Source organism: Pseudomonas sp. RIT357 (assembly GCF_000632245.1).
GTDB classification, from domain to species: domain Bacteria; phylum Pseudomonadota; class Gammaproteobacteria; order Pseudomonadales; family Pseudomonadaceae; genus Aquipseudomonas; species Aquipseudomonas sivasensis.
The window spans coordinates 198,574-221,447 of the sequence record NZ_JFYX01000049.1; the positions used below are offsets into that span (position 1 = coordinate 198,574).

Here is a 22,874-nt window from a genome sequence, read left to right on the forward strand (position 1 = left end):
CCCCTTTCCGGGGCTTTTTTGCATTCTGGAGCAGGCATTTACTTTTTTGCAGGCAAAAAAAAGGGGCGGTATGACCCGCCCACATTTTTTCCCTAGTCCCTTTATTCCTTTTCATCATCCTGATGAATCGCATCCTGCGACGTTCCCTGAGCCATCGATCCTTAATGGCTGTGTCAATCCGTGGACACAGGACTGATGTTAGAGAGTTCCAAGGGAAGTTCAATGGGATCCAAATCGCCGACCGACACGTGATCGCTCTCTGGCGACGATAAATAATCTTTATATTTCATACAGATAGAAAATGCCTTCATCGATTTTAGCCGCACACGCCAGGTAAAAAACCCAAACACTTACGCAAAAGTAGGCGATTGCTTACACGCCTGATTGCGTAAATGCGCAACATATATTCGTGGGCGGTTTTGCGGGCAAGAAAAAGCCCCGACAACGCGAGGCTTTTTTCGCTGCAACCTTTTCAGTCTTCGCTCACCGTAATCGTCGGCATTGCCGGTGCTGATGCTTCCTGCAGTACGATCCGCGCACCCACGTGACGGGCCAGCTCCTGATACACCATGGCGATCTGACCATCAGGCTCGGCCGCAACAGTAGGTTTACCGCCGTCGGCCTGTTCTCGAATCGCCATCGACAACGGCAACGAAGCCAGCAATTCAACCCCGTACTGGGTCGCCAGCTTTTCAGCGCCGCCTTCACCAAACAGATGCTCAGCGTGGCCGCAGTTGGAGCAAATGTGCACGGCCATGTTCTCCACGACACCCAGCACCGGGATGTTGACCTTACGGAACATCTCCACACCTTTTTTGGCATCGAGCAGTGCCAAGTCCTGGGGCGTGGTCACGATCACCGAGCCGGCCACAGGGACTTTCTGCGCGAGGGTCAGTTGGATATCGCCGGTGCCTGGCGGCATGTCGATGACCAGGTAATCCAAATCGCCCCAGGCGGTCTGCGTAACCAATTGCAGTAAGGCGCCGGAGACCATCGGGCCACGCCATACCATCGGCGTGTTGTCATCGGTCAGGAACGCCATGGACATGACTTCCACGCCAAGAGATTCGATAGGCACGAACCACTTCTGATCCTTGACCTTCGGCCGCGTGCCTTCTGCAATTCCGAACATCACGCCTTGGCTTGGACCATAGATATCAGCGTCTAGAATGCCCACACGCGCCCCTTCACGGGCCAAGGCCAGGGCAAGGTTGGCAGCCGTGGTGGATTTCCCCACGCCGCCCTTGCCGGACGCCACGGCAATTACATTCTTGACGTTAGCCAGGCCCGGGATCTGCGCCTGAGCCTTGTGCGGCGCGATTACGCACTGGATGTCGACCTTGGCAGATGCCACACCATCCAGACCTTCAATGGCGATTTGCAGCATCTGCGCCCAGCCACTCTTGAACAGACCGGCGGCATAGCCCAGCTCCAGGTGGACCGACACCTGATCGCCCTGGACCTCAATGGCGCGTACACAACCGGCACTGACCGGGTCCTGATTCAAATAGGGATCGGTGTACTGGCGAAGAACGGCTTCCACCGCTGCGCGATTCACGGCGCTCATGGGCTACTCCCGAAAAAAGACTGACTGAAACAGGCGGCTATCCTAACCGTTCCGGCCGCTTAACGGCATGCTTTCGAAGATGGGGAAGATGCTGAAACAGCGCCACGGGGTGAAATAAATTTCCTGGCGCTTTATAGTGGCCGACCTCCGTTTCATCAAGTAGCCGAGCCCCATGTCCGAGCCACGCAAGATCCTCGTCACCAGCGCCCTGCCCTATGCCAATGGTTCTATCCATCTTGGCCATATGCTTGAGTACATCCAGACCGATATGTGGGTGCGCTTCCAGAAGCATCGCGGCAACCAATGCATTTATGTCTGCGCGGACGACGCCCACGGTTCGGCCATCATGCTGCGCGCCGAAAAGGAAGGCATCACCCCGGAACAACTGATCGCCAATGTGCAGGCTGAACACAGCGCCGACTTTGCCGAGTTCCTGGTGGATTTCGATAACTTCCACTCGACTCACGCTGAAGAAAACCGCGAACTGTCGAACCAGATCTACCTGCGGCTGCGCGACGCCGGGCACATTGCCCAGCGTTCGATCACACAGTATTTCGACCCGGAAAAGAAAATGTTCCTGGCCGATCGCTTCATCAAGGGCACCTGCCCGAAATGCGGCACCGAAGACCAGTACGGCGACAACTGCGAAAAATGTGGTGCGACCTATGCGCCCACCGATCTGAAGGATCCGAAGTCGGCCATCTCCGGCGCCACACCGGTGCTCAAGGATTCCCAACACTTCTTCTTCAAGCTCCCGGATTTCCAGCAGATGCTGCAAACCTGGACCCGTAGCGGCACCCTTCAGGATGCCGTGGCCAACAAGATCGCCGAATGGCTGGATGCGGGCCTGCAACAGTGGGACATCTCGCGCGACGCGCCGTACTTCGGCTTCGAGATCCCAGACGAGCCAGGCAAGTACTTCTATGTCTGGCTGGACGCACCGATCGGCTACATGGCCAGTTTCAAGAACCTCTGCGACCGTACGCCGGAGCTGGACTTCGACGCGTTCTGGGGCAAGGACTCCACCGCCGAGCTGTACCACTTCATCGGCAAGGACATCGTCAATTTCCACGCACTGTTCTGGCCAGCGATGCTCGAAGGTTCGGGCTACCGCAAGCCTACTGGCATTGCCGTGCACGGCTACCTGACGGTCAATGGGCAGAAGATGTCCAAGTCCCGTGGCACATTCATCAAGGCGCGCACCTACCTGGACCACCTGTCCCCGGAATACCTGCGCTACTACTACGCATCCAAATTGGGCCGTGGCGTCGACGACCTCGACCTGAACCTGGAAGACTTCGTACAGAAGGTCAACTCGGACCTTGTGGGCAAAGTCGTGAACATCGCTAGCCGTTGCGCCGGATTTATCCACAAGGGCAACGCCGGCTTACTGGTGGCAGAAAATGCCGCACCGGAACTGACCGATGCGTTCCGGGCCGCCGCGCCAAGCATCGCCGACGCCTATGAAGCCCGCGACTTTGCCCGCGCGATGCGCGAGATCATGGGCCTGGCCGACCGCGCCAACGCCTGGATCGCCGATAAGGCCCCGTGGTCGTTGAACAAGCAGGAAGGCAAGCAGGCGGAAGTGCAGGCGATCTGCGCCACAGGTGTCAATCTGTTCCGCCAGTTGGTGATCTTCCTCAAACCGGTTCTGCCGTTGCTGGCAGCCGACGCGGAGGCGTTCCTCAATGTTGCGCCACTGACCTGGAACGACCACACCACCTTGCTCAGCAACCACCAGTTGAACGAGTTCAAGCCGCTGATGACCCGCATCGATCCGGTAAAAGTCCAAGCCATGACCGACGCTTCGAAAGAAGACCTCGTTGCTAGCCAGACCGACACTGGTTCGACTGCACCAAAAGGCAATGGTGAATTGGCCAAAGACCCACTTTCTCCGGAAATCGAGTTTGACGCCTTTGCCGCCGTTGACCTCCGTGTTGCGCTGATCATCAAGGCGGAAGCCGTAGAAGGTGCCGACAAACTGCTGCGCCTGACGCTGGATATCGGTGACGAGCAACGCAATGTGTTTTCCGGGATCAAAAGCGCTTATCCGGATCCGTCCAAGCTCGATGGTCGCCTGACCATGATGATCGCCAACCTCAAGCCTCGAAAAATGAAGTTCGGTATCTCCGAAGGCATGGTGATGGCGGCCGGCCCTGGGGGCGAAGAGATCTACCTGCTGAGCCCTGATAGCGGCGCCAAGCCGGGTCAGCGCATCAAGTAACGCTGCAATACAGCCCTGTCGTCTCGGCGACAGGGCTATAGATAGCTTATGGCTGGATAACGCGGGCGTGTTGGGCCTGGTATTGCTGTGGACTCACACGCAAAGGTCCTACCTCACATGTTCGCGATGAGCCTGGACGCCGGTCTCGGTTTTTGGCCGTTGCTGAGACTGTTCAGCGACTTACGCCAGCAGATCGCGGGCAACGACATTTTCCTACCTTTTCGCGGCCTACCGGTCGAGCTGATGGCGCTGGCATTCCGGGGCTTCAATGCAATGATCAAAACATGAGCCTGATTCAACGTATCGACGCACTGCTGCCGCAGACCCAATGCGGCAAGTGCGGACACCCAGGGTGCAAGCCTTACGCCGAGGGCATCGCCCAGGGCGAGGCCATCAATAAGTGCCCGCCGGGTGGGTATGAAACGATTGCGGGCCTGGCGCAGTTGCTGAGCCTGCCGCTGCTGGAACTGGACACCACCCGTGGCGAGGCGCCTGCGCAGGTTGCGTATATCCGCGAGGCCGAGTGCATCGGGTGCACCAAGTGCATCCAGGCCTGCCCGGTGGATGCCATCGTCGGCGCTGCCAAGTTTATGCACACAGTGATTATCGACGAGTGCACGGGCTGTGACCTCTGCGTCGCGCCCTGCCCGGTAGACTGCATCGAGATGCGTCCTCCGATCACCGTACTGCCTATCGTAGGCGGCTTGGCGGCCAACGACGAAGAACGGCATGAGCGCGATATCAAGCGCAATCGCGCACGTTGGCGCTTCGAGCAACGTAACGCGCGCCTGCAACGGGAAGAGGACCACAAGCTCGCCGAACGTCTGGCGCGGGCCAAACGTCCAGCGCAGGTGACGCCTGTGCCGCTGGATAGAGCACAGGCCGCACAGGACGCGGCGGTGAAAAAAGCCAAAGTCAATGTCGCGATGAGCCGCGCTCAGTTGCATAAATCATTGAAAGCCTTCGGGCATCCGCCGACGTTTGAGCAGCAATCCCAGTTGATCGTCCTACAACAACAGTTTGAGGCAGCTGAGCAGGCACTGGCCAAGCTTGAACCCGCTAACACTCCCGCAGCACCTGTGAGCAACACCGCTGGCCTCAAGCGCGCCAAAATCCAACTGGCGATGCGCCGCGCCGAATTGAAGAAAGCCCAGGATCAACAGGCCGATGCACAACAATTGGCCGATGCGCAAAACAAGCTCGAAGAAGCCCAGCGTCAGGTAGATGCCCATGGTGCTTGACGTGTGGCTGGGCACGCCGCCAAGTATGGTTGTACTCACGCTATCGATGGGCGCTCGGAATTCAGACTTCACGGTGACTGGTAGCAGGGTTCCAGGCTTGGGCCCACTATTCGAAACCACGTTGCTCGCCAACAAGGAATCTTCTGCCTCATGAACGCCGCAAAACGCCTGGAAATTTTCCGCAGACTTCACGAAGACAATCCGGAACCCAAGACCGAACTGGCATACTCCTCGCCGTTCGAGTTGCTGATTGCGGTGATCCTGTCGGCCCAATCCACGGACGTTGGCGTCAACAAGGCCACGGCCAAGCTGTATCCCGTGGCAAACACGCCAGAGGCGATTTATGCGTTAGGCGTGGATGGGTTGTCGGAATACATCAAGACCATTGGCCTCTACAACAGTAAGGCCAAAAACGTCATTGAGACCTGCCGCCTGCTGGTAGAGCTGCATGGAAGCGAAGTGCCGCAAACCCGTGAAGCATTGGAAGCCTTGCCGGGTGTGGGCCGCAAAACCGCCAACGTTGTGCTCAACACTGCATTCCGGCAACTGACCATGGCCGTGGACACTCATATCTTCCGGGTCAGCAACCGAACGGGCATTGCACGTGGCAAGAACGTGGTTGAGGTAGAAAAGCAGTTGATGAAGTTCGTGCCAAAGCCCTACTTGCTCGACTCACACCATTGGCTGATCCTGCACGGGCGCTATGTTTGCCAGGCTCGCAAGCCACGCTGCGGCAGCTGCCGCATCGAAGACCTGTGCGAATACAAGGACAAAACGTCGGACGATTGAGGCGGCATTAGTTTTCTCGATCAGTCGATTGAAAAAATCTTTTTTACCCGTTCATGGATTATCGTTATAAGGAGCGCCAACGGCAGTCTTACTCCGGAGCTAACGTTATGAGCACTGACAAAGAACAGTTGGATGTGGAAGACGACCTCGTTGAGTCGGATGATGATGGTGCAGAGGCTCCCGTGATAGAGGTCGCCAAGACCAATCTGAGCAAACGCCGTACTATCGACAATCTTCTGGAAGAACGACGCTTGCAAAAACAATTGGCCGACTACGACTTCGATCTCTAAGCCAGCGGTCGAGGGCCGGAAGCCTCCCTTACGGAGGCTTTTTTCTGCGGACTATGCTGGGCTAGGTGCAGCCTGCAAGCCTTCTATACCAAGCCGTTGCGCTGGGCCAGTTCGATCAAATCCACCAGGGAACGAGCATTGAGCTTAAGCAACAAGCGAGTCTTGTAGGTGCTGACAGTCTTGTTGCTGAGGAACATACCGTCGGCGATTTCCTTGTTCGTCCGGCCCCGAGCCAGTTGCTGCAACACCATCATTTCCCTGCCTGACAACCGCTCGACCATATCAGCCTCACTGGCGTTGCCCATGGTGGAGCGTACCGAGTTGAGTGCCTGGTTTGGAAAGTAGCTGTAACCCGACAAAACCGCTTTGATCGCACTCAGCAATTCAGTCAAGTCCTGCTGTTTGCACACATAACCCGCAGCGCCCGCCTGCATACAACGCATGGAAAAGTGACCTGGGGCTTGGGATGTGAGCACCAGCACCTTAAAGGGTATAGGTTGTTTGGCAGACGACAACCTGCAAATAACTTCCAGGCCATCGAGTTTGGGAATCCCTATATCCAATATGACAATGTCCGGCATATGCTCCCGCGCAAGTTGCAACGCATCGACACCGTTATTGGTCTCGGCAACGACCTCATAACCATGACGCTCCATTAGCATACGCACAGCAAGACGAATGACGGGATGATCATCCACGATCAGCACTTTATTCATGAGAAAGTCCAATTTCGCTGTTCGAATTATTTAGAGCAAGCACAATAGCCTAGTCGTTTCATAGTTGGCATAGCGTCCCCCCCCGAGCAACAGCAAGCAGAGACCCAACCCACAGCGATAAAGGAAACGCCCTACAAAAAAACACCGATTCGAATGTTTCCGGTTTTATGGAGCCTTTCAGACCTTTCCGTCCCATCACACATTTTGAGTAAAATTTCCAGGTTACCAAGGGCAGAACGTGAACGAGCCCCACACAACTATCAGGAAATGCCCCTTGTCTTTCGACTACGGATACTGGAGCTGGTGGAGAAAAGTCGGTAGTTTCAGTTCCATTTAACATATTTTTTTACATCCCTATTTACTACAGAGTCTTAGGTCTCTCACATGTTCTCCCGCACCCACATGAGTGAATTATCTGTAAGACTAGTTCCTATGCAGATGTAAAAATTTCATTCCTCCCTACAAAAAAATCGCAGACAGCACACAGCAATCGAGAAAAAACACATTATTCGAATAAGTTTGAACACTGATTAAACAACGTTAAACAATACCGATCTATTTAGAATACTCAGGCAAAAAAAATGGCCCCTTGAACAAGGGGCCATTCTTCAAAACAAGCTAAACACTCAGAATAACGAGCGGCCTTTATTAGCGGCAATGCGCATGCGCAATGCGTTCAACTTGATAAAGCCTGCTGCGTCAGCCTGGTTGTAAGCGCCGCCATCTTCTTCGAAGGTGGCGATGTTGGCGTCGAACAACGAATCATCAGACTTGCGACCGGTAACGATCACATTACCCTTGTACAGTTTCAGGCGCACAACACCGTTCACGTGAGCCTGGGAGGCGTCGATCATCTGTTGCAGCATCAGACGCTCTGGGCTCCACCAGTAGCCGGTGTAGATCAGGCTGGCGTACTTGGGCATCAGCTCGTCTTTGAGGTGAGCCACTTCGCGGTCCAGGGTAATGGACTCGATGGCGCGGTGAGCGCGCAGCATGATGGTGCCGCCTGGGGTTTCGTAGCAGCCACGGGACTTCATGCCCACATAGCGGTTCTCTACGATGTCGAGACGGCCGATACCGTGTTCGCCACCGATACGGTTCAGGGTCGCCAGCACAGTGGCCGGGGTCATTTCGACGCCGTCCAGTGCGACGATGTCGCCGTTGCGGTAGGTGAGCTCCAGGTACTGCGGCTTGTCTGGAGCGTTCTCCGGGGAGACGGTCCATTTCCACATGTCTTCTTCGTGCTCGGTCCAGGTGTCTTCCAGCACGCCGCCTTCATAGGAGATGTGCAGCAGGTTGGCGTCCATCGAGTACGGGGATTTCTTCTTGCCATGACGCTCGATCGGGATTGCATGCTTTTCAGCGTAATCCATCAGCTTTTCACGGGACAGCAGGTCCCATTCGCGCCAAGGGGCAATCACTTTCACGCCGGGCTTGAGCGCGTAGGCACCCAGCTCGAAACGTACCTGGTCGTTGCCCTTGCCGGTAGCGCCATGGGAAATGGCGTCAGCGCCGGTTTCGTTGGCGATTTCGATCAGGCGCTTGGCGATCAGCGGACGTGCGATGGAGGTACCCAGCAGGTACTCGCCTTCATAGACGGTGTTGGCGCGAAACATCGGGAAGACGAAATCGCGGACGAATTCTTCGCGCAGGTCGTCAATGTAGATCTCTTTCACGCCCATGGCTTGCGCCTTGGCACGTGCAGGTTCGACCTCTTCGCCCTGACCCAGGTCAGCGGTGAAGGTCACCACTTCACAGTTATAAGTATCCTGCAGCCACTTGAGGATCACCGAAGTGTCCAGGCCGCCGGAATACGCGAGAACGACCTTGTTTACGTCGGCCATGCCATCACTCCACGGGGTTGTACGGAAAGGCGTCGATTCTACCGATCAAAACCGTGGATTTACAGGGGCGCGACAGCAAATGAAGATAAAGCGACAGATTATGTCGAGTGAGCGACCGATGGTCGCACGTCAGGAGGTGTGTGCTGGGTTGCTCGGCCCCGCCGCCTGGGGCGCCGGTTTCTCGGGGACAGCCACACGTTCGAGCTGAATATTCACACGGCGGTTGCGGGCCCGGTTGGCGGCATTGGTATTGGGCGCCAAGGGGTAACTTTCGCCATGGAAACGCAGGGTAATTTGGGACTCCTGGATACCATTGGCCTTGAAGTAGTCCATCACCGCCAGCGCGCGGCGGCGTGAAACATCGCGATTGCTCAGGCGATTGCCACTGTTGTCCGAATGGCCATTCAATTCGACATGGTTGACGGTAGGATCCGCTTTCATGAATTCGAGAATCACTGCCAGCTTCTGCTTGGCCGCGGCGTCGAGCTCGATGCCCCCCCCAGGGAAGCCGACTTCAGTCTGCTTGACCTGATCGTAATTCATCGGCAACAACTTGGCCGTGCACAGCTGATAGTCGCTGTAGGCCTTGTTGAATTTCACCGGCAGCAAGCGAATTTCTGAATAGCCGCCCTCACGCCCATAGTGCCGCACGGTGGGCGAGCGGCCATCGAGCAAACCGTTGAACAGACGCCCAGCCTGGGCTTGAGAGCTGTTGAACAGCACATCACCGCTGCCAGCACGTACGGCACCGAGGTTGATGTCACCCCGACCGGGCTGCCAAGGGGCAGCGGCAGCCAACAAGGTGGCCGATCCTGCGCCCAGCGAGCCGTTATAGGCTTTCAGACGGAACGTCGCCTGCTCACCCGCCCGGCGCACGAACTCACCCGAACCGAAATCGGTGATCGGTTGGGTCAGGCGGCACTCGAACTTGTCGCCCTCTACTTTCCACTCAATATTCTCCAGACGTGTCTGGAACGTGAGGGCCATCGCAGGCAGGCTGGCGAACACACTGAGCAGGGCTAGATAATGCTGGCGCACGGGAGGCTCCACTGGTTTCTACAACACTTCAAAGCGTCATACATCGATAAGGCATACGAAAGGCTATCGGATGCATCCTGCAAAACTTGATAGCGAGTGCCTGCAAGAGTCTTTTCCGGTAGCATTCCCACCAGATTGACCCGCCTGGAATCCCCAATGTCCGACCGCCTGACCCTGCTGCGTCCCGACGACTGGCATATTCATCTTCGCGATGGTGCTGCGTTGCCCCAAACCGTGGCCGATGTAGCGCGTACGTTTGGCCGCGCCATCATCATGCCTAACCTGGTACCACCGGTGCGTAACGCCGCTGAAGCCGATGCCTATCGCCAGCGTATCCTCGCTGCACGACCGGCCGGCAGCCGCTTCGAACCGTTGATGGTGCTCTACCTCACCGACCGCACCCAGCCCGAAGAAATTCGCGAGGCCAAAGCCAGCGGTTATGTGCACGCCGCCAAGCTGTACCCGGCTGGCGCGACCACCAACTCCGACTCCGGCGTGACCAGTATCGACAAGATCCTGCCCGCCATCGAAGCCATGGCCGAAGTGGGCATGCCGCTGCTGATCCACGGTGAAGTCACCCGTGGCGACGTGGACGTGTTCGATCGCGAGAAGATCTTCATCGACGAGCACATGCGCCGCGTGGTCGAGCTATTCCCGACCCTCAAGGTGGTGTTCGAGCACATCACCACGGCCGATGCCGTGCAGTTCGTCACCGAGGCCTCGGCCAACGTCGGCGCAACCATCACCGCCCATCACCTGCTGTACAACCGCAACCACATGCTGGTGGGCGGGATTCGGCCGCACTTCTATTGCCTGCCAATCCTCAAGCGCAATACCCACCAGGTGGCCTTGCTGGATGCCGCGACCAGCGGTAATCCGAAGTTTTTCCTCGGCACCGACTCCGCGCCTCACGCCCAGCACGCCAAGGAAGCCGCGTGCGGCTGTGCCGGTTGCTACACCGCTTATGCCGCTATCGAGCTGTACGCAGAAGCGTTCGAACAACGCAACGCCTTGGACAAACTCGAGGGTTTCGCCAGCCTCAACGGCCCACGTTTCTATGGCCTGCCGGCGAATACCGACCGCATTACCCTGGTCCGTGAAGACTGGACCGCCCCTGCCAGCCTGCCATTTGGCGAGCTGACCGTTATCCCGCTGCGCGCCGGTGAAACACTGCGCTGGCGCCTGCTGGAGGAAAGCAAGTGAGTGAAGACCATTACGATGACGACCAGGAACACGGCGGTGGCGGTTCGCGCCACCCGATGGCCGAACGTTTCCGTGGCTATCTGCCTGTCGTTATCGACGTAGAAACCGGCGGTTTCAATTGCGCCACCGACGCGCTGCTGGAAATTGCCGCGACGACCATCGGCATGGACGAACAGGGCTTTGTGTATCCAGAACACACCCACTTCTTCCGCGTCGAGCCGTTTGAAGGTGCCAACATTGAAGCGGCAGCCCTGGAGTTCACAGGGATCAAGCTTGATCACCCACTGCGCATGGCGGTGAGTGAAGAAGCAGCGCTGACCGATATCTTCCGTGGAGTGCGCAAGGCGTTGAAGGCCAATGGCTGCAAACGCGCGATCCTGGTCGGGCATAACAGCAGCTTCGACCTGGGTTTCCTGAACGCAGCCGTGGCGCGGTTGGACATGAAGCGCAACCCGTTTCACCCGTTCTCCAGCTTCGACACCGCAACCCTTGCCGGCCTCGCCTACGGTCAGACCGTATTGGCCAAAGCCTGCCAGGCCGCCGGTATCGATTTCGACGGTCGCGAAGCCCACTCGGCCCGATACGACACAGAAAAGACAGCTGATCTGTTCTGCGGCATCGTCAACCGCTGGAAGCAGATGGGCGGCTGGGAAGACTTCGGCGACTGAGTTCAAATCCCGCCTATAAAAAAACCGGCCTGTCACAGGCCGGTTTTTTTGTACCTCGATTCTGGCTTACAGCTTGCCAGCGTTCTCGGTCAGGTAAGCCGCAACGCCTTCTGGCGAAGCGTTCATGCCTTTGTCGCCCTTCTTCCAGTTGGCAGGGCACACTTCGCCGTGCTCTTCGTGGAATTGCAGAGCGTCGACCAGGCGAATCAGCTCTTCCATGTTACGGCCCAGCGGCAGGTCGTTGATGATCTGCGAGCGGACAACGCCTTTGTCATCGATCAGGAACGCGCCACGGAAAGCCACGCCGCCTTCGGACTCAACGTCGTAAGCCTTGGCAATGTCGTGCTTCATGTCGGCAGCCATGGTGTATTTGACTTTGCCGATGCCGCCATCGTTGATGGCAGTGTTGCGCCAGGCGTTGTGGGTGAAATGGGAGTCGATGGAAACGGCGACCACTTCAACGTTACGCGCCTTGAAATCGTCCATGCGGTGGTCCAGAGCGATCAGCTCCGAAGGGCAGACGAAAGTGAAGTCCAGCGGGTAGAAGAACACCAGGCCGTATTTGCCTTTAATGGCTTCAGACAGTTTGAAGCTGTCAACGATTTCGCCATTGCCGAGCACGGCAGGTACGTCGAAATCCGGGGCTTGTTTGCCGACGAGTACGCTCATTAGGTATCTCCTGATGTAAGGGTGAAGATTGAAGTAAAAGGACCGGCCCTGAGTCTGCCGCATTCAAGCGACAGCCCTGTGACGCAGTCACGCTTCGTGAAGACCGACCATCATACACTGAAAAAACCGTTCGTCAGCGTGAGGGCGGTGCGGGCAAATACCCTACGAATCTACTTTGACAATCATTCTCGTTAACATTAAGATCCATCGCACTTAAGCCTTAACCCCGCGACGGTTCTCCCTATGTATGTGTGCCTCTGTACTGGCGTCACCGACGGACAAATCCGCGAAGCAATCTATGAAGGTTGCTGCAGCTATAAGGAAGTACGTGAAACCACCGGCGTTGCCAGCCAATGTGGCAAATGTGCCTGCCTCGCCAAGCAAGTGGTACGGGAAACCCTGACGCAGCTGCAGACAGCCCAGGCAGCACTCCCCTACTCAGCAGAATTTACACACGCTTAAATAGGCGTGTTTTAAAGAGCCGGACTTAGTGTCCGGTTTTTTTATGCCTGTAATTCAATTAGTTAGCCCCAAGACGCGGAACACAAACATTCTTATTCCGATTAATTTTCATTTATTATTCAATAACTTAGGTTTGACACTGAGGTTTTCGCCGCTCAAACTCCGCCCTATACACAGCTATTACAGGGCAGGACCCCAGTCATGAAAGGCGACATCTCAGTCATCCAGCAACTCAACAAAATCCTTGCCAATGAACTGGTCGCGATCAATCAGTACTTTCTGCATGCACGCATGTACGACGATTGGGGCCTGGAAAAGCTTGGCAAGCGCGAATACAAAGAATCCATCAAAGCCATGAAGGATGCAGACGCGCTGATCAAGCGCATTTTGTTCCTGGAAGGCCTACCGAACGTCCAGGACCTGGGCAAGCTGAACATCGGCGAGCACACCCAGGAAATGATCGGCAGCGACCTGGGCTTTGAACGCAAGAGCCACAGCGACCTCAAGGCGGCCATCGCTCACTGCGAAGCCCAAGGCGATTTCGGCAGCCGTGAATTGCTGGAAGATATCCTGGAAGATCAGGAAGAACACATCGACTGGCTGGAAACCCAATTGGGCCTGATCGACAAGGTCACCCTGGAAAATTACCTGCAATCGCAGATGGGCGAATAAGCCTTATTGGCTTGCCGGTAAAACCCCACAAAAAAGCCCCGCTCTCTCACGAGAAGCGGGGCTTTTTATTGCAGGCGAATCAAGCGTCAGTCTTGGCCGCCGCATTTGCCGCTGCGTCTTTGATCAGCGTCTGCAACGAACCATCAGCTGCCATTTCAGTGATGATATCGCTACCGCCAACCAGCTCACCGGCTACCCACAGCTGTGGGAAAGTCGGCCAGTTGGCGTACTTCGGCAGGTTGGCGCGGATTTCCGGGTTTTGCAGGATATCCACGTAAGCGAACTTCTCGCCACACTGCATAACAGCCTGGGAAGCCTTCGCGGAGAAACCGCACTGAGGAGCGTTAGGGGCGCCCTTCATGTAAAGCAGAATGGTGTTATTGGCAATCTGCTCTTTGATCGTTTCGATGATATCCATGGAACACCTCGGCTGGAACTTTGCGACTCACAGGTCGGCACGGTGGCGCATTGTAACGCAAAATTCCAGCCGGGTGCTCAGGCCGCTGCTACCTGGACCGGAACGCCATTGAGCGCAGCGTTCCCCGATAACTCATCCAACTGCCGCTCGTCGGTCAAGTCATTCGCGCTCGCCCCCGGTTGCCCGCTGGCGATGGTCATCTGGACGCCCGGGCGCCCGTGGCCCCAGCCATGGGGCAGGCTGACGACCCCGGGCATCATCTCCAGACTGGCCAGCACCTCTACCTCGATCATGCCAATGCGCGAACTCACGCGAACCCGCTGACCATCACTCAGTTGCCGACTGACAAGGTCATCGGGATGCATCAGCAATTGATGTCGGGGCTTGCCCTTCACCAAGCGATGATAATTATGCATCCAGGAATTATTGCTGCGCACATGCCGACGGCCGATCAGCAGCAGTTCGTCAGCCATGGGCAGCGGCTGCGCGGCGAAGCGCGCCAGGTCGGCAAGAATCACAGCGGGCGCGGCCTGAACCTTACCGTCAGCCGTTTTCAAGCGCGCAGAAAGATTGGGCTGCAACGGCCCCAAATCCACGCCATGGGGGTGATCGGCCAGCATCGCAACCGACAGTTTATGACTCGACGCATCACCATACGCCCCGGCACGCAGTCCGAAGTCGATCATCTTGGCCGGCGGCATCGTCGGTTTAAGCACAACACCGGTCTGCGCCGCAAAGGCGGTGGCCAGACCGACGAAAATTTCCCAGTCATGCAAGGCCCCTTCGGGCTTGGGCAAGATCGCGCGGTTGAAACGGGTGACGTTACGCACCGCAAACATGTTGAAGGTGGTGTCGTAGTGATCGTTTTCCAGGGCCGAGGTGGACGGCAAGATCAGATCGGCGTACCGAGTGGTCTCGTTGATGTAAAGATCGATACTGACCATGAACTCCAACCCATCCAGCGCCTGCTCCAACTGGCGACCGTTAGGGGTCGACAGCACAGGATTGCCCGCTACCGTGACCAATGCGCGAATCTGCCCTTCGCCGTCAGTAAGCATTTCTTCAGCCAGGACCGACACCGGCAACTCGCCGCCGTACTCCGGACGCCCGGAAACCCGGCTTTGCCAGCGGTTGAAATGCCCCCCGCCGGTCGACGCCACCAGGTCCACCGCGGGCGTAGTGCACAAGGCGCCGCCAACCCGGTCCAGGTTGCCGGTAACCAGGTTGATCAACTGCACCAACCAATGGCAGAGCGTGCCAAACGCCTGGGTCGACACACCCATACGCCCATAACACACGGCCTTGTCCGCTGCGGCAAAGTTCCGCGCTAATTGGCGGATCTGTTCGGCAGGCACCGCACACTGGCGGCTCATGGCCTCGGCAGTAAAGCCTGCGATAGCACGGCGAACGTCCTCAAGACCGTCTACCGGTAAATGACTGACGCGTGTCAGGTTTTCGGTAAACAAGGTGTTGAGCACACCGAACAACAGTGCCGCATCCCCACCCGGCCGCACGAATAGGTGTTGATCAGCAATCGCCGCCGTTTCACTGCGCCGAGGGTCTACCACCACCACTTTGCCGCCCCGGGACTGAATGGCTTTAAGGCGCTTCTCCACATCTGGCACGGTCATAATGCTGCCGTTGGAAGCCAGCGGGTTGCCACCCAGGATCAGCATAAAGTCGGTGTGATCGATGTCCGGGATCGGCAGCAGCAGACCATGGCCGTACATCAAGTGGCTGGTGAGGTGATGAGGCAACTGATCCACAGAGGTCGCGGAATACCGATTGCGCGTCTTGAGCAGGCCGAGGAAGTAGTTGCTGTGAGTCATCAGCCCATAGTTGTGCACACTGGGGTTGCCCTGATACACCCCCACCGCATTCTGCCCGTGCCGGGCCTGGATACCCGACAGCCGCTCGGCGACCAAGGAAAACGCTTCGTCCCACGGGATCGCTCGCCATTCGCTGCCCGTTCGCAACATCGGCTGGTGGAGGCGGTCCGGGTCATTCTGGATATCCTGCAACGCCACCGCCTTTGGGCAGATATGACCACGGCTGAAGGTGTCCAACGCGTCGCCCTTGATAGAGGTAATCGCCAGGCTGCCGTCTTCGGCTTGGGTAGTTTCCAGGGTCAAGCCACAGATGGCTTCACATAGATGGCACGCACGGTGATGGAGAGTCTTGGTCATGGCCAGTCTCTTTATGGGGGCTTTGGTCTGACTATGGGCCGCGACCATGACAGACGCCAGTATCGTTCGTCCTGTGAATCGGCAAGCATTAGGCCAGGCCATGACCAAGCATGAGCAAATGTTACAAAACCCTATATACAGCCCCGGAAACCGACGCGGCCTGATCCGAGCCCGCCCCCGCGCATTGCAAAAGGTTGCGACGCCAGTGTACAAATGGCCCGCTGCCGTCAGGAAATCGTCTTCAAAAGCGCTCTCGCGCCCTTCTTGAACACCCCTAAAAACGTAGCCCTATTGGTAAGACGCGACATTTAATGTCAATATCGCGCCTTCCCCTATTTCGTCGCCCCGTGCGGCTTTCGCCGCAGGTCTCGCCCGTTGTCACAATAAACAAGGCTTTGAGTATCTGCGGTCTGTTGCAAAAAGGTAGTTAATGATGAGCGCAAGGCACTTTCTCTCCCTGATGGATTGCACGCCCGAAGAGCTGGTCAGCGTGATCCGTCGAGGCATTGAGCTTAAAGACCTGCGTAACCGCGGCGTACTGTTCGAGCCTTTGAAAAACCGCGTCCTCGGCATGATTTTCGAGAAGTCGTCGACCCGCACCCGTGTGTCTTTTGAAGCCGGCATGATCCAACTAGGTGGCCAAGCCATCTTCCTGTCGTCGCGCGACACTCAACTGGGTCGTGGCGAGCCTGTCGCCGACAGCGCCCGCGTCATGTCGCGCATGCTGGATGCGGTGATGATCCGTACCTTTGCCCACAGCACCGTCACCGAATTTTCCGCCAACTCACGAGTTCCGGTGATCAACGGCCTGTCCGATGACCTGCACCCGTGCCAGTTGCTGGCTGACATGCAAACCTTCCTTGAGCACCGTGGCTCCATCCAAGGCAAGACCGTGGCCTGGATCGGTGACGGCAACAACATGTGCAACAGCTATATAGAAGCGGCGATCCAATTCGACTTCCAACTGCGCATTGCTTGCCCGCAAGGCTACGAGCCTGACGCGCGCTTCCTGGCACAGGCCGGCGATCGCGTCACCCTGGTGCGTGACCCACGTGACGCCGTGCTGGGCGCGCACCTCGTCAGCACCGACGTCTGGACCTCCATGGGCCAGGAAGACGAAACCGCCCAGCGCCTGGCCCTGTTCGCGCCGTACCAGGTAAATCGGGCCCTGCTCGACCTGGCTGCACCGGATGTGCTGTTCATGCACTGCCTGCCCGCTCACCGCGGCGAAGAAATTAGCCTCGACCTGCTTGACGATGAGCGCTCGGTCGCCTGGGACCAGGCCGAAAACCGCCTGCACGCTCAGAAGGCTCTGCTCGAATTCCTCGTCCCGCCTTCGTACCACCACGCATGAGCCAGCCACTTCTGCTGAACCTGCGCAATCTGGCATGCGGCTATCAAGATCAACGGGTGGTGCAGAACCTCAACCTGCACCTGAACGCGGGCGATATCGGTTGCCTGCTCGGCTCATCAGGCTGCGGTAAAACCACCACTCTGCGCGCAATTGCCGGTTTTGAGCCGGTGCATGAAGGCGAAATCAGCCTGGCGGGAGAAGTGATCTCCAGTGCCGGTTTCACCCTGGCACCGGAGAAGCGTCGCATCGGCATGGTGTTCCAGGACTACGCGCTGTTTCCCCACCTAAGCGTGGCCGACAACATCGCGTTCGGCATCCGCAAGCATCCACAAAAGGATCGCGTGGTTACCGAGTTGCTGGAACTGGTCAACCTGAAGAATCTGGGCAAGCGCTTCCCTCACGAACTGTCCGGCGGCCAGCAGCAACGTGTCGCCCTCGCCCGCGCCCTGGCGCCGGAGCCGCAACTGTTGCTGCTGGACGAACCCTTCTCCAACCTTGATGGCGAACTGCGGCGCAAGCTCAGCCATGAGGTACGCGACATTCTCAAGGCGCGCGGCACCAGTGCGATCCTGGTCACCCATGACCAGGAAGAAGCGTTTGCCGTGAGTGATCAGGTCGGCGTCTTCAAGGAGGGCTGTCTGGAGCAGTGGGACACGCCCTACAACCTCTATCACGAACCTCAGACACCCTACGTCGCCAGCTTTATCGGCCAGGGTTATTTCATTCGTGGTCAATTGAGCTCGCCCGAGTCCGTCAGCACCGAACTGGGTGACCTGCGCGGCAATCGCGCCTACACCTGGCCGACCGGTGGTGCGGTGGATGTGTTGCTACGCCCGGATGACATCGTCTACGCGCCGGACAGTGCATTGAAAGCCCGGATCGTCGGTAAGACGTTCCTCGGTGCATCCACCTTGTACCGTCTGCAGTTGCCGACCGGCGCGCAATTGGAATCGATTTTCCCCAGTCATGCCGACCATCAGGTGGGGGCGGATGTGGGGATTCGTGTAGCCGCTGAGCATCTGGTGCTGTTTCAGGCTTCGGGCAGCACCGCGGCGCAGATCCCTCGATCCGAGTCGGGCGTACGGCGCTACAACCCGGCACACTGAGTATTTGAAGAATACTGGTCATCATGTGGGAGGGAGCTTGCTCCCGATGGCAGTGGGTCAGCTGTAGATACACCGGCTGACCTACAGCGATAGTGAGCAAGCGCCCTCCCACATGGGTTCTCCAGGAGCCTGGGATTACGCCCGACCAATTTCTGCGAATATGGCCTGGGTGTGCTCCGCCAGCACCGCTGCCGACAACTCCACTTCCAAACCCCGTCTCCCCGCACTGACAAAAATCGTCGTGAACGGCTGCGCCGTCACATCGATAAACGTGCGCAAACGCTTCTTCTGCCCCAACGGACTGATGCCACCTAACAGATAACCGGTAGAACGCTGCGCCGCGGCGGGGTCGGCCATTTCTACTTTTTTCACCCCCGCCGCGTGCGCCAGGGCTTTCAAGTCCAGACTTCCGACGACCGGCACCACAGCCACCAACAATTCGCCTTTTTCGCTGCTGGCCAACAAGGTCTTGAACACCTGCGCCGGGTCGAGGCTCAACTTTTCTGCGGCCTCCAGGCCATATGAGGCGGCCTTGGGATCGTGTTCATAACTGTGGATGCGATGTTCGGCGCGAACTTTTTTCAACAAATCCAATGCGGGGGTCATGGCGTCTCCGGCGGTGGCAAACAGGTGGCCAATTCTAGGCCAAGCCCGCGTAAAACGCTCTAATGCGCACCTCTCTTCAAACGATACTCCGTAGGGCAAGCATGATCATTCATCAAACCCATAGTTCGAAAGTGACTGACCGTTCACTTTCGACCTTTGACAGCGGTCATTCTTGTCTATATTTTTTCGCTTACGAACACTGTAGTAATACACCTACAGTATTCCAGCAGTAAGCCGTGCCTTGGATGGGGATCCTCGTCACGGTGAAAATCGCGCCACCGCCCGTTGAGGCAGTGCGCCAGACAAGAACAACAATTGAGGTTTTCCATGACAACTGCTCTTCAACAGCCTTCACTTTCGAGCCAATGCATGGCCGAGTTCCTGGGGACTGCGCTTCTGATCTTCTTCGGTACAGGATGTGTCGCTGCCCTCAAGGTCGCGGGTGCCAGCTTTGGGTTATGGGAAATCAGCATCATTTGGGGTATCGGCGTCAGCATGGCGATCTACCTGAGCGCCGGTATTTCCGGGGCTCACCTCAACCCAGCAGTCAGCATCGCTCTATGCCTTTTCGCCGATTTCGAAAAGCGCAAACTGCCCTTCTACATCCTCGCCCAAGTGGCCGGCGCATTCTGCTCAGCGGCGCTGGTGTACACGCTCTATAGCAATCTGTTTTTCGATTACGAACAAACCCATCATCTGGTACGCGGCACTCAAGCCAGCCTGGAATTGGCGTCGGTGTTCTCCACCTACCCTCATGCCCTGCTGAGCACTGCACAGGCTTTCCTGGTGGAAATGGTCATTACGGCGATTCTGATGGGCGTGATCATGGCCCTGACCGATGACAATAACGGCCTGCCACGCGGCCCGTTGGCGCCACTGCTGATCGGCCTGCTGATTGCGGTAATTGGCAGCGCCATGGGCCCGTTGACCGGCTTTGCGATGAACCCGGCGCGGGATTTCGGGCCCAAGCTGATGACGTTTTTCGCTGGTTGGGGTGAAATGGCCTTCACTGGCGGCCGCGATATTCCTTACTTCCTGGTGCCGATTTTCGCGCCGATTGTCGGCGCATGCCTGGGTGCTGCGGCCTATCGCGGGCTGATTGCCCGTCATCTGCCGAGCGCCGCACCTGCTGTAGCCGAAACCCAAGACACCGCCGTCACTGGCGAAACCCGTATTTCCTGATAATACCGCCTGGTCCCTACTGCCCTTTTAGTGGCCCAGGCTGTTGATCCACTCCCTTATTTCTCGTCCAAGGCAATCGACATGACCGACATTCAGAATAAGAACTACATCATTGCCCTTGATCAGGGCACCACCAGTTCCCGGGCAATCATCTTCGATCGTGACGCCAACGTGGTCTGCACCGCCCAGCGTGAGTTCACTCAGCACTACCCACAGCCTGGGTGGGTTGAACATGACCCGATGGAAATCTTCGCTACCCAGAGCGCGGTGATGGTCGAAGCCCTGGCACAAGCCGGCCTGCACCACGACCAGGTCGCCGCCATCGGTATCACCAACCAGCGTGAAACCACCGTAGTGTGGGACAAAATCACCGGCCGCCCGATCTACAACGCCATCGTATGGCAGTGCCGCCGCAGCACCGAGATCTGCCAGCAGCTCAAGCGTGATGGCCACGAGCAATACATCAACGACACCACCGGCCTGGTCACCGACCCGTACTTTTCCGGTACCAAGCTCAAGTGGATCCTCGATAACGTCGAAGGCAGCCGTGAGCGCGCGCGCAACGGCGAACTGCTGTTCGGCACCGTGGACAGCTGGCTGATCTGGAAATTTACCGGCGGCAAAACCCACGTCACCGATTACACCAACGCCTCGCGCACCATGCTCTTCAACATCCACACCTTGGAGTGGGATGCGAAGATGCTGGAGATCCTCGACGTTCCTCGCGAAATGCTGCCGGAAGTGAAGTCCTCTTCGGAGATCTACGGCCGCACCAAGAGCGGCATCGCCATCGGCGGTATCGCCGGTGACCAGCAAGCGGCGCTGTTCGGCCAGATGTGCGTGGAAGCCGGCCAGGCCAAGAACACCTACGGCACCGGCTGCTTCCTGCTGATGAACACCGGCGACAAAGCGGTGAAATCCAAGCACGGCATGCTCACCACCATCGCCTGCGGCCCGCGTGGCGAAGTGGCCTACGCACTCGAAGGCGCGGTCTTCAACGGCGGCTCCACTGTGCAGTGGCTGCGTGACGAGTTGAAGATCATCGCCGACGCCACCGACACCGAATACTTCGCCGGCAAGGTCAAGGACAGCAATGGCGTGTACCTGGTCCCGGCCTTCACCGGCCTGGGTGCTCCGTACTGGGACCCCTACGCCCGTGGCGCACTGTTCGGCCTGACCCGTGGCGTACGCGTCGATCACATTATTCGTGCAGCCCTGGAGTCGATTGCCTACCAGACCCGTGACGTTCTCGATGCCATGCAGCAGGACTCGGGTGAACGCCTCAAGGCCCTGCGAGTAGACGGCGGCGCCGTAGCCAACAACTTCCTGATGCAGTTCCAGGCCGATATCCTCGGCACCCAGGTCGAGCGCCCGCAAATGCGCGAGACCACGGCATTGGGCGCCGCCTATCTGGCCGGCCTGGCCTGTGGCTTCTGGGGCAGCCTGGACGAGTTGCGAGGCAAGGCAGTGATCGAGCGCGAATTCGAACCACAGCTCGATGAAGCAGCCAAAGAAAAACTCTACGCTGGCTGGCAAAAAGCTGTCAGCCGCACCCGCGACTGGGAACCGCACGAAGGCGCCGAATAAGCCAAGCTCCGGTTGTAACTGGCCGGGAGCGGATTCCTGCGTCATCATGGGCCACTTTTGTATGGCAGCCCAAAGGACGCCCCATGAATCTGCCTCCCCGCCAACAACAAATCCTCGAACTGGTCCGCGAGCGCGGCTACGTCAGTATCGAGGAAATGGCGCAGCTATTTGTTGTCACCCCGCAGACCATCCGCCGCGATATCAATCAGCTGGCGGACGCCAATTTGCTGCGCCGCTACCACGGCGGCGCGGCCTATGACTCCAGTGTCGAAAACACCGCGTACGCCATGCGTGCCGACCAGATGCGCGACGAGAAACAGCGCATCGGCGAGGCCATTGCCGCGCAAATCCCCGACCACGCCTCGCTGTTCATCAATATCGGCACCACCACCGAGTCAATCGCCCGTGCGCTGCTGAATCACAACCACCTGAAAATCATCACCAACAACCTCAACGTCGCCACCATGCTCAGTGCCAAGGATGACTTTGACGTGCTGCTGACTGGCGGCAACGTGCGGCGTGACGGCGGTGTGGTGGGCCAGGCCAGCGTGGACTTCATCAACCAGTTCAAGGTCGACTTTGCCTTGGTGGGTATCAGCGGCATTGATGAAGATGGCAGCTTGTTGGATTTCGATTACCAGGAAGTCAGGGTTTCCCAGGCGATCATCGCCAATGCCCGCAAAGTGATCCTGGCGGCGGACTCGAGCAAATTTGGGCGCAATGCCATGATTCGTTTAGGGCCGATCAGCCTGGTGGACTGCCTGGTGACGGATCAGCAGCCGGTGCCGGCACTGGTGCAGTTGCTGAATGACCATAAGGTTCGCCTGGAAGTCGTATAGCGTCTGCACTGACGTCATCGGGGGTAAGCCCCTCCCACCCTTCGAGCTGTGAATACGCTCGAATGTGGGAAGGGGCTTACTCCCACAATGGCGCGCCATCACACACCCTTTTCCTCAAGCCTTTCCAAGGCTCATGTTCACAATTCTTCCTTTTCCCGCCCTTTGATGAGTTTTTTCAATCAAAGTCGAGTGGCTGTGCGCGCGTTTATCAGC

General features: G+C 57.6%; 22 protein-coding genes. 14 read left to right on the plus strand and 8 right to left on the minus strand.

Features of this window, described 5'->3' with window-relative positions:
• Window positions 1-472: 472 nt before the first annotated feature.
• A complete protein-coding gene (apbC, locus tag BW43_RS00360; protein ID WP_032891778.1) occupies window positions 473-1,567 on the minus strand; it encodes an iron-sulfur cluster carrier protein ApbC in 1,095 nt (364 codons plus the stop codon).
• Window positions 1,568-1,739: 172 nt separating this feature from the next.
• Here apbC and metG point away from each other — a divergent pair, with 172 nt between their 5' ends.
• The 5 genes from metG (at window position 1,740) to BW43_RS00340 (ending at window position 6,111) form a co-directional block, all read left to right on the plus strand.
• On the plus strand, window positions 1,740-3,791 hold the full coding sequence (gene metG, locus BW43_RS00355) for a methionine--tRNA ligase (RefSeq protein ID WP_032891779.1): 2,052 nt from the start codon (window positions 1,740-1,742) through the stop codon (window positions 3,789-3,791).
• Between the two features lie 117 nt (window positions 3,792-3,908).
• A complete protein-coding gene (locus BW43_RS28680; protein ID WP_178075180.1) occupies window positions 3,909-4,079 on the plus strand; it encodes a hypothetical protein in 171 nt (56 codons plus the stop codon).
• On the plus strand, window positions 4,076-5,032 hold the full coding sequence (gene rsxB, locus BW43_RS00350; RefSeq protein ID WP_032891780.1) for an electron transport complex subunit RsxB: 957 nt from the start codon (window positions 4,076-4,078) through the stop codon (window positions 5,030-5,032). Before BW43_RS28680 ends, rsxB begins: the two co-directional genes overlap by 4 nt.
• A gap of 150 nt (window positions 5,033-5,182) precedes the next feature.
• Entirely contained in the window at window positions 5,183-5,821 is a 639-nt protein-coding gene (gene nth / locus BW43_RS00345) for an endonuclease III (protein ID WP_032891781.1), read from the plus strand.
• A 107-nt stretch (window positions 5,822-5,928) separates the two neighbouring features.
• On the plus strand, window positions 5,929-6,111 hold the full coding sequence (locus BW43_RS00340; protein ID WP_032891782.1) for a PA3496 family putative envelope integrity protein: 183 nt from the start codon (window positions 5,929-5,931) through the stop codon (window positions 6,109-6,111).
• A gap of 83 nt (window positions 6,112-6,194) precedes the next feature.
• Here BW43_RS00340 and BW43_RS00335 read toward each other — a convergent pair whose 3' ends face one another.
• From BW43_RS00335 to BW43_RS00325, 3 genes are all read right to left on the minus strand, one after another.
• Window positions 6,195-6,827 (minus strand): response regulator transcription factor, encoded by a 633-nt coding sequence (locus BW43_RS00335; protein ID WP_032891784.1) that lies wholly within the window; start codon window positions 6,825-6,827, stop codon window positions 6,195-6,197.
• 626 nt (window positions 6,828-7,453) lie between these two features.
• Window positions 7,454-8,671, minus strand: coding sequence for an argininosuccinate synthase (locus BW43_RS00330; protein ID WP_012722490.1), 1,218 nt, complete (start codon window positions 8,669-8,671; stop codon window positions 7,454-7,456).
• Between the two features lie 129 nt (window positions 8,672-8,800).
• Window positions 8,801-9,709 (minus strand): OmpA family protein, encoded by a 909-nt coding sequence (locus BW43_RS00325; RefSeq protein WP_032891785.1) that lies wholly within the window; start codon window positions 9,707-9,709, stop codon window positions 8,801-8,803.
• Window positions 9,710-9,865: 156 nt separating this feature from the next.
• Between BW43_RS00325 and pyrC the strand changes: the two genes are divergently transcribed.
• Complete coding sequence (gene pyrC / locus BW43_RS00320) at window positions 9,866-10,912, plus strand: dihydroorotase (RefSeq protein WP_032891786.1); 1,047 nt, start codon at window positions 9,866-9,868, stop codon at window positions 10,910-10,912.
• On the plus strand, window positions 10,909-11,580 hold the full coding sequence (rnt, locus tag BW43_RS00315; protein ID WP_032891788.1) for a ribonuclease T: 672 nt from the start codon (window positions 10,909-10,911) through the stop codon (window positions 11,578-11,580). The genes pyrC and rnt overlap by 4 nt, the downstream gene beginning before the upstream one ends.
• 66 nt (window positions 11,581-11,646) lie before the next feature.
• Here the strand turns inward: rnt and BW43_RS00310 are convergent, their stop codons facing one another.
• Complete coding sequence (locus BW43_RS00310; protein WP_003172097.1) at window positions 11,647-12,249, minus strand: peroxiredoxin; 603 nt, start codon at window positions 12,247-12,249, stop codon at window positions 11,647-11,649.
• Window positions 12,250-12,492: 243 nt separating this feature from the next.
• On the opposite strand from BW43_RS00310, the gene BW43_RS28685 reads away from it, so the two are divergent.
• Complete coding sequence (locus tag BW43_RS28685) at window positions 12,493-12,711, plus strand: bacterioferritin-associated ferredoxin (protein ID WP_010564137.1); 219 nt, start codon at window positions 12,493-12,495, stop codon at window positions 12,709-12,711.
• 201 nt (window positions 12,712-12,912) lie between these two features.
• Window positions 12,913-13,383 (plus strand): bacterioferritin, encoded by a 471-nt coding sequence (gene bfr, locus BW43_RS00305; protein WP_017526353.1) that lies wholly within the window; start codon window positions 12,913-12,915, stop codon window positions 13,381-13,383.
• 79 nt (window positions 13,384-13,462) lie between these two features.
• Here bfr and grxD read toward each other — a convergent pair whose 3' ends face one another.
• Both grxD and BW43_RS00295 read right to left on the minus strand, forming a co-directional pair.
• Window positions 13,463-13,801, minus strand: a complete 339-nt coding sequence (gene grxD, locus BW43_RS00300; RefSeq protein ID WP_032891789.1) for a Grx4 family monothiol glutaredoxin — start codon at window positions 13,799-13,801, stop codon at window positions 13,463-13,465.
• Window positions 13,802-13,878: 77 nt separating this feature from the next.
• On the minus strand, window positions 13,879-15,987 hold the full coding sequence (locus tag BW43_RS00295) for a molybdopterin oxidoreductase family protein (protein WP_032891791.1): 2,109 nt from the start codon (window positions 15,985-15,987) through the stop codon (window positions 13,879-13,881).
• Between the two features lie 433 nt (window positions 15,988-16,420).
• Between BW43_RS00295 and argF the strand changes: the two genes are divergently transcribed.
• A complete protein-coding gene (gene argF, locus BW43_RS00290; RefSeq protein WP_032891794.1) occupies window positions 16,421-17,341 on the plus strand; it encodes an ornithine carbamoyltransferase in 921 nt (306 codons plus the stop codon).
• A complete protein-coding gene (locus tag BW43_RS00285) occupies window positions 17,338-18,447 on the plus strand; it encodes an ABC transporter ATP-binding protein (RefSeq protein ID WP_032891797.1) in 1,110 nt (369 codons plus the stop codon). The genes argF and BW43_RS00285 overlap by 4 nt, the downstream gene beginning before the upstream one ends.
• A 135-nt stretch (window positions 18,448-18,582) precedes the next feature.
• On the opposite strand, the gene ybaK is transcribed toward BW43_RS00285, so the two are convergent.
• Window positions 18,583-19,053: a Cys-tRNA(Pro) deacylase gene (gene ybaK / locus BW43_RS00280; RefSeq protein WP_032891799.1), complete on the minus strand. Its 471-nt coding sequence runs from the start codon at window positions 19,051-19,053 to the stop codon at window positions 18,583-18,585.
• Between the two features lie 327 nt (window positions 19,054-19,380).
• Here ybaK and BW43_RS00275 point away from each other — a divergent pair, with 327 nt between their 5' ends.
• The 3 genes from BW43_RS00275 to BW43_RS00265 all read left to right on the plus strand — a co-directional run bounded on the left by BW43_RS00275 (window position 19,381) and on the right by BW43_RS00265 (window position 22,661).
• The gene (locus BW43_RS00275) at window positions 19,381-20,235 is read left to right on the plus strand and encodes an MIP/aquaporin family protein (RefSeq protein WP_032891800.1); all 855 of its coding nucleotides are present in this window, start codon (window positions 19,381-19,383) and stop codon (window positions 20,233-20,235) included.
• Between the two features lie 81 nt (window positions 20,236-20,316).
• Window positions 20,317-21,822 (plus strand): glycerol kinase GlpK, encoded by a 1,506-nt coding sequence (glpK, locus tag BW43_RS00270; protein ID WP_032891801.1) that lies wholly within the window; start codon window positions 20,317-20,319, stop codon window positions 21,820-21,822.
• Between the two features lie 83 nt (window positions 21,823-21,905).
• On the plus strand, window positions 21,906-22,661 hold the full coding sequence (locus BW43_RS00265) for a DeoR/GlpR family transcriptional regulator (protein WP_032891803.1): 756 nt from the start codon (window positions 21,906-21,908) through the stop codon (window positions 22,659-22,661).
• Window positions 22,662-22,874: the final 213 nt, after the last annotated feature.

Coding starts and splice junctions, on each gene's coding strand:
- pyrC (WP_032891786.1), top strand. CDS start 9,866: ATGTCCGACCGCCTGACCCTGCTGCGTCCCGACGACTGGCATATTCAT.
- nth (WP_032891781.1), top strand. CDS start 5,183: ATGAACGCCGCAAAACGCCTGGAAATTTTCCGCAGACTTCACGAAGAC.
- BW43_RS00275 (WP_032891800.1), top strand. CDS start 19,381: ATGACAACTGCTCTTCAACAGCCTTCACTTTCGAGCCAATGCATGGCC.
- BW43_RS00330 (WP_012722490.1), bottom strand. CDS start 8,671: ATGGCCGACGTAAACAAGGTCGTTCTCGCGTATTCCGGCGGCCTGGAC.
- ybaK (WP_032891799.1), bottom strand. CDS start 19,053: ATGACCCCCGCATTGGATTTGTTGAAAAAAGTTCGCGCCGAACATCGC.
- BW43_RS00295 (WP_032891791.1), bottom strand. CDS start 15,987: ATGACCAAGACTCTCCATCACCGTGCGTGCCATCTATGTGAAGCCATC.
- BW43_RS28685 (WP_010564137.1), top strand. CDS start 12,493: ATGTATGTGTGCCTCTGTACTGGCGTCACCGACGGACAAATCCGCGAA.
- metG (WP_032891779.1), top strand. CDS start 1,740: ATGTCCGAGCCACGCAAGATCCTCGTCACCAGCGCCCTGCCCTATGCC.
- BW43_RS00285 (WP_032891797.1), top strand. CDS start 17,338: ATGAGCCAGCCACTTCTGCTGAACCTGCGCAATCTGGCATGCGGCTAT.
- bfr (WP_017526353.1), top strand. CDS start 12,913: ATGAAAGGCGACATCTCAGTCATCCAGCAACTCAACAAAATCCTTGCC.
- argF (WP_032891794.1), top strand. CDS start 16,421: ATGAGCGCAAGGCACTTTCTCTCCCTGATGGATTGCACGCCCGAAGAG.
- BW43_RS28680 (WP_178075180.1), top strand. CDS start 3,909: ATGTTCGCGATGAGCCTGGACGCCGGTCTCGGTTTTTGGCCGTTGCTG.
- rsxB (WP_032891780.1), top strand. CDS start 4,076: ATGAGCCTGATTCAACGTATCGACGCACTGCTGCCGCAGACCCAATGC.
- glpK (WP_032891801.1), top strand. CDS start 20,317: ATGACCGACATTCAGAATAAGAACTACATCATTGCCCTTGATCAGGGC.
- BW43_RS00265 (WP_032891803.1), top strand. CDS start 21,906: ATGAATCTGCCTCCCCGCCAACAACAAATCCTCGAACTGGTCCGCGAG.
- apbC (WP_032891778.1), bottom strand. CDS start 1,567: ATGAGCGCCGTGAATCGCGCAGCGGTGGAAGCCGTTCTTCGCCAGTAC.
- BW43_RS00310 (WP_003172097.1), bottom strand. CDS start 12,249: ATGAGCGTACTCGTCGGCAAACAAGCCCCGGATTTCGACGTACCTGCC.
- BW43_RS00340 (WP_032891782.1), top strand. CDS start 5,929: ATGAGCACTGACAAAGAACAGTTGGATGTGGAAGACGACCTCGTTGAG.
- grxD (WP_032891789.1), bottom strand. CDS start 13,801: ATGGATATCATCGAAACGATCAAAGAGCAGATTGCCAATAACACCATT.
- BW43_RS00335 (WP_032891784.1), bottom strand. CDS start 6,827: ATGAATAAAGTGCTGATCGTGGATGATCATCCCGTCATTCGTCTTGCT.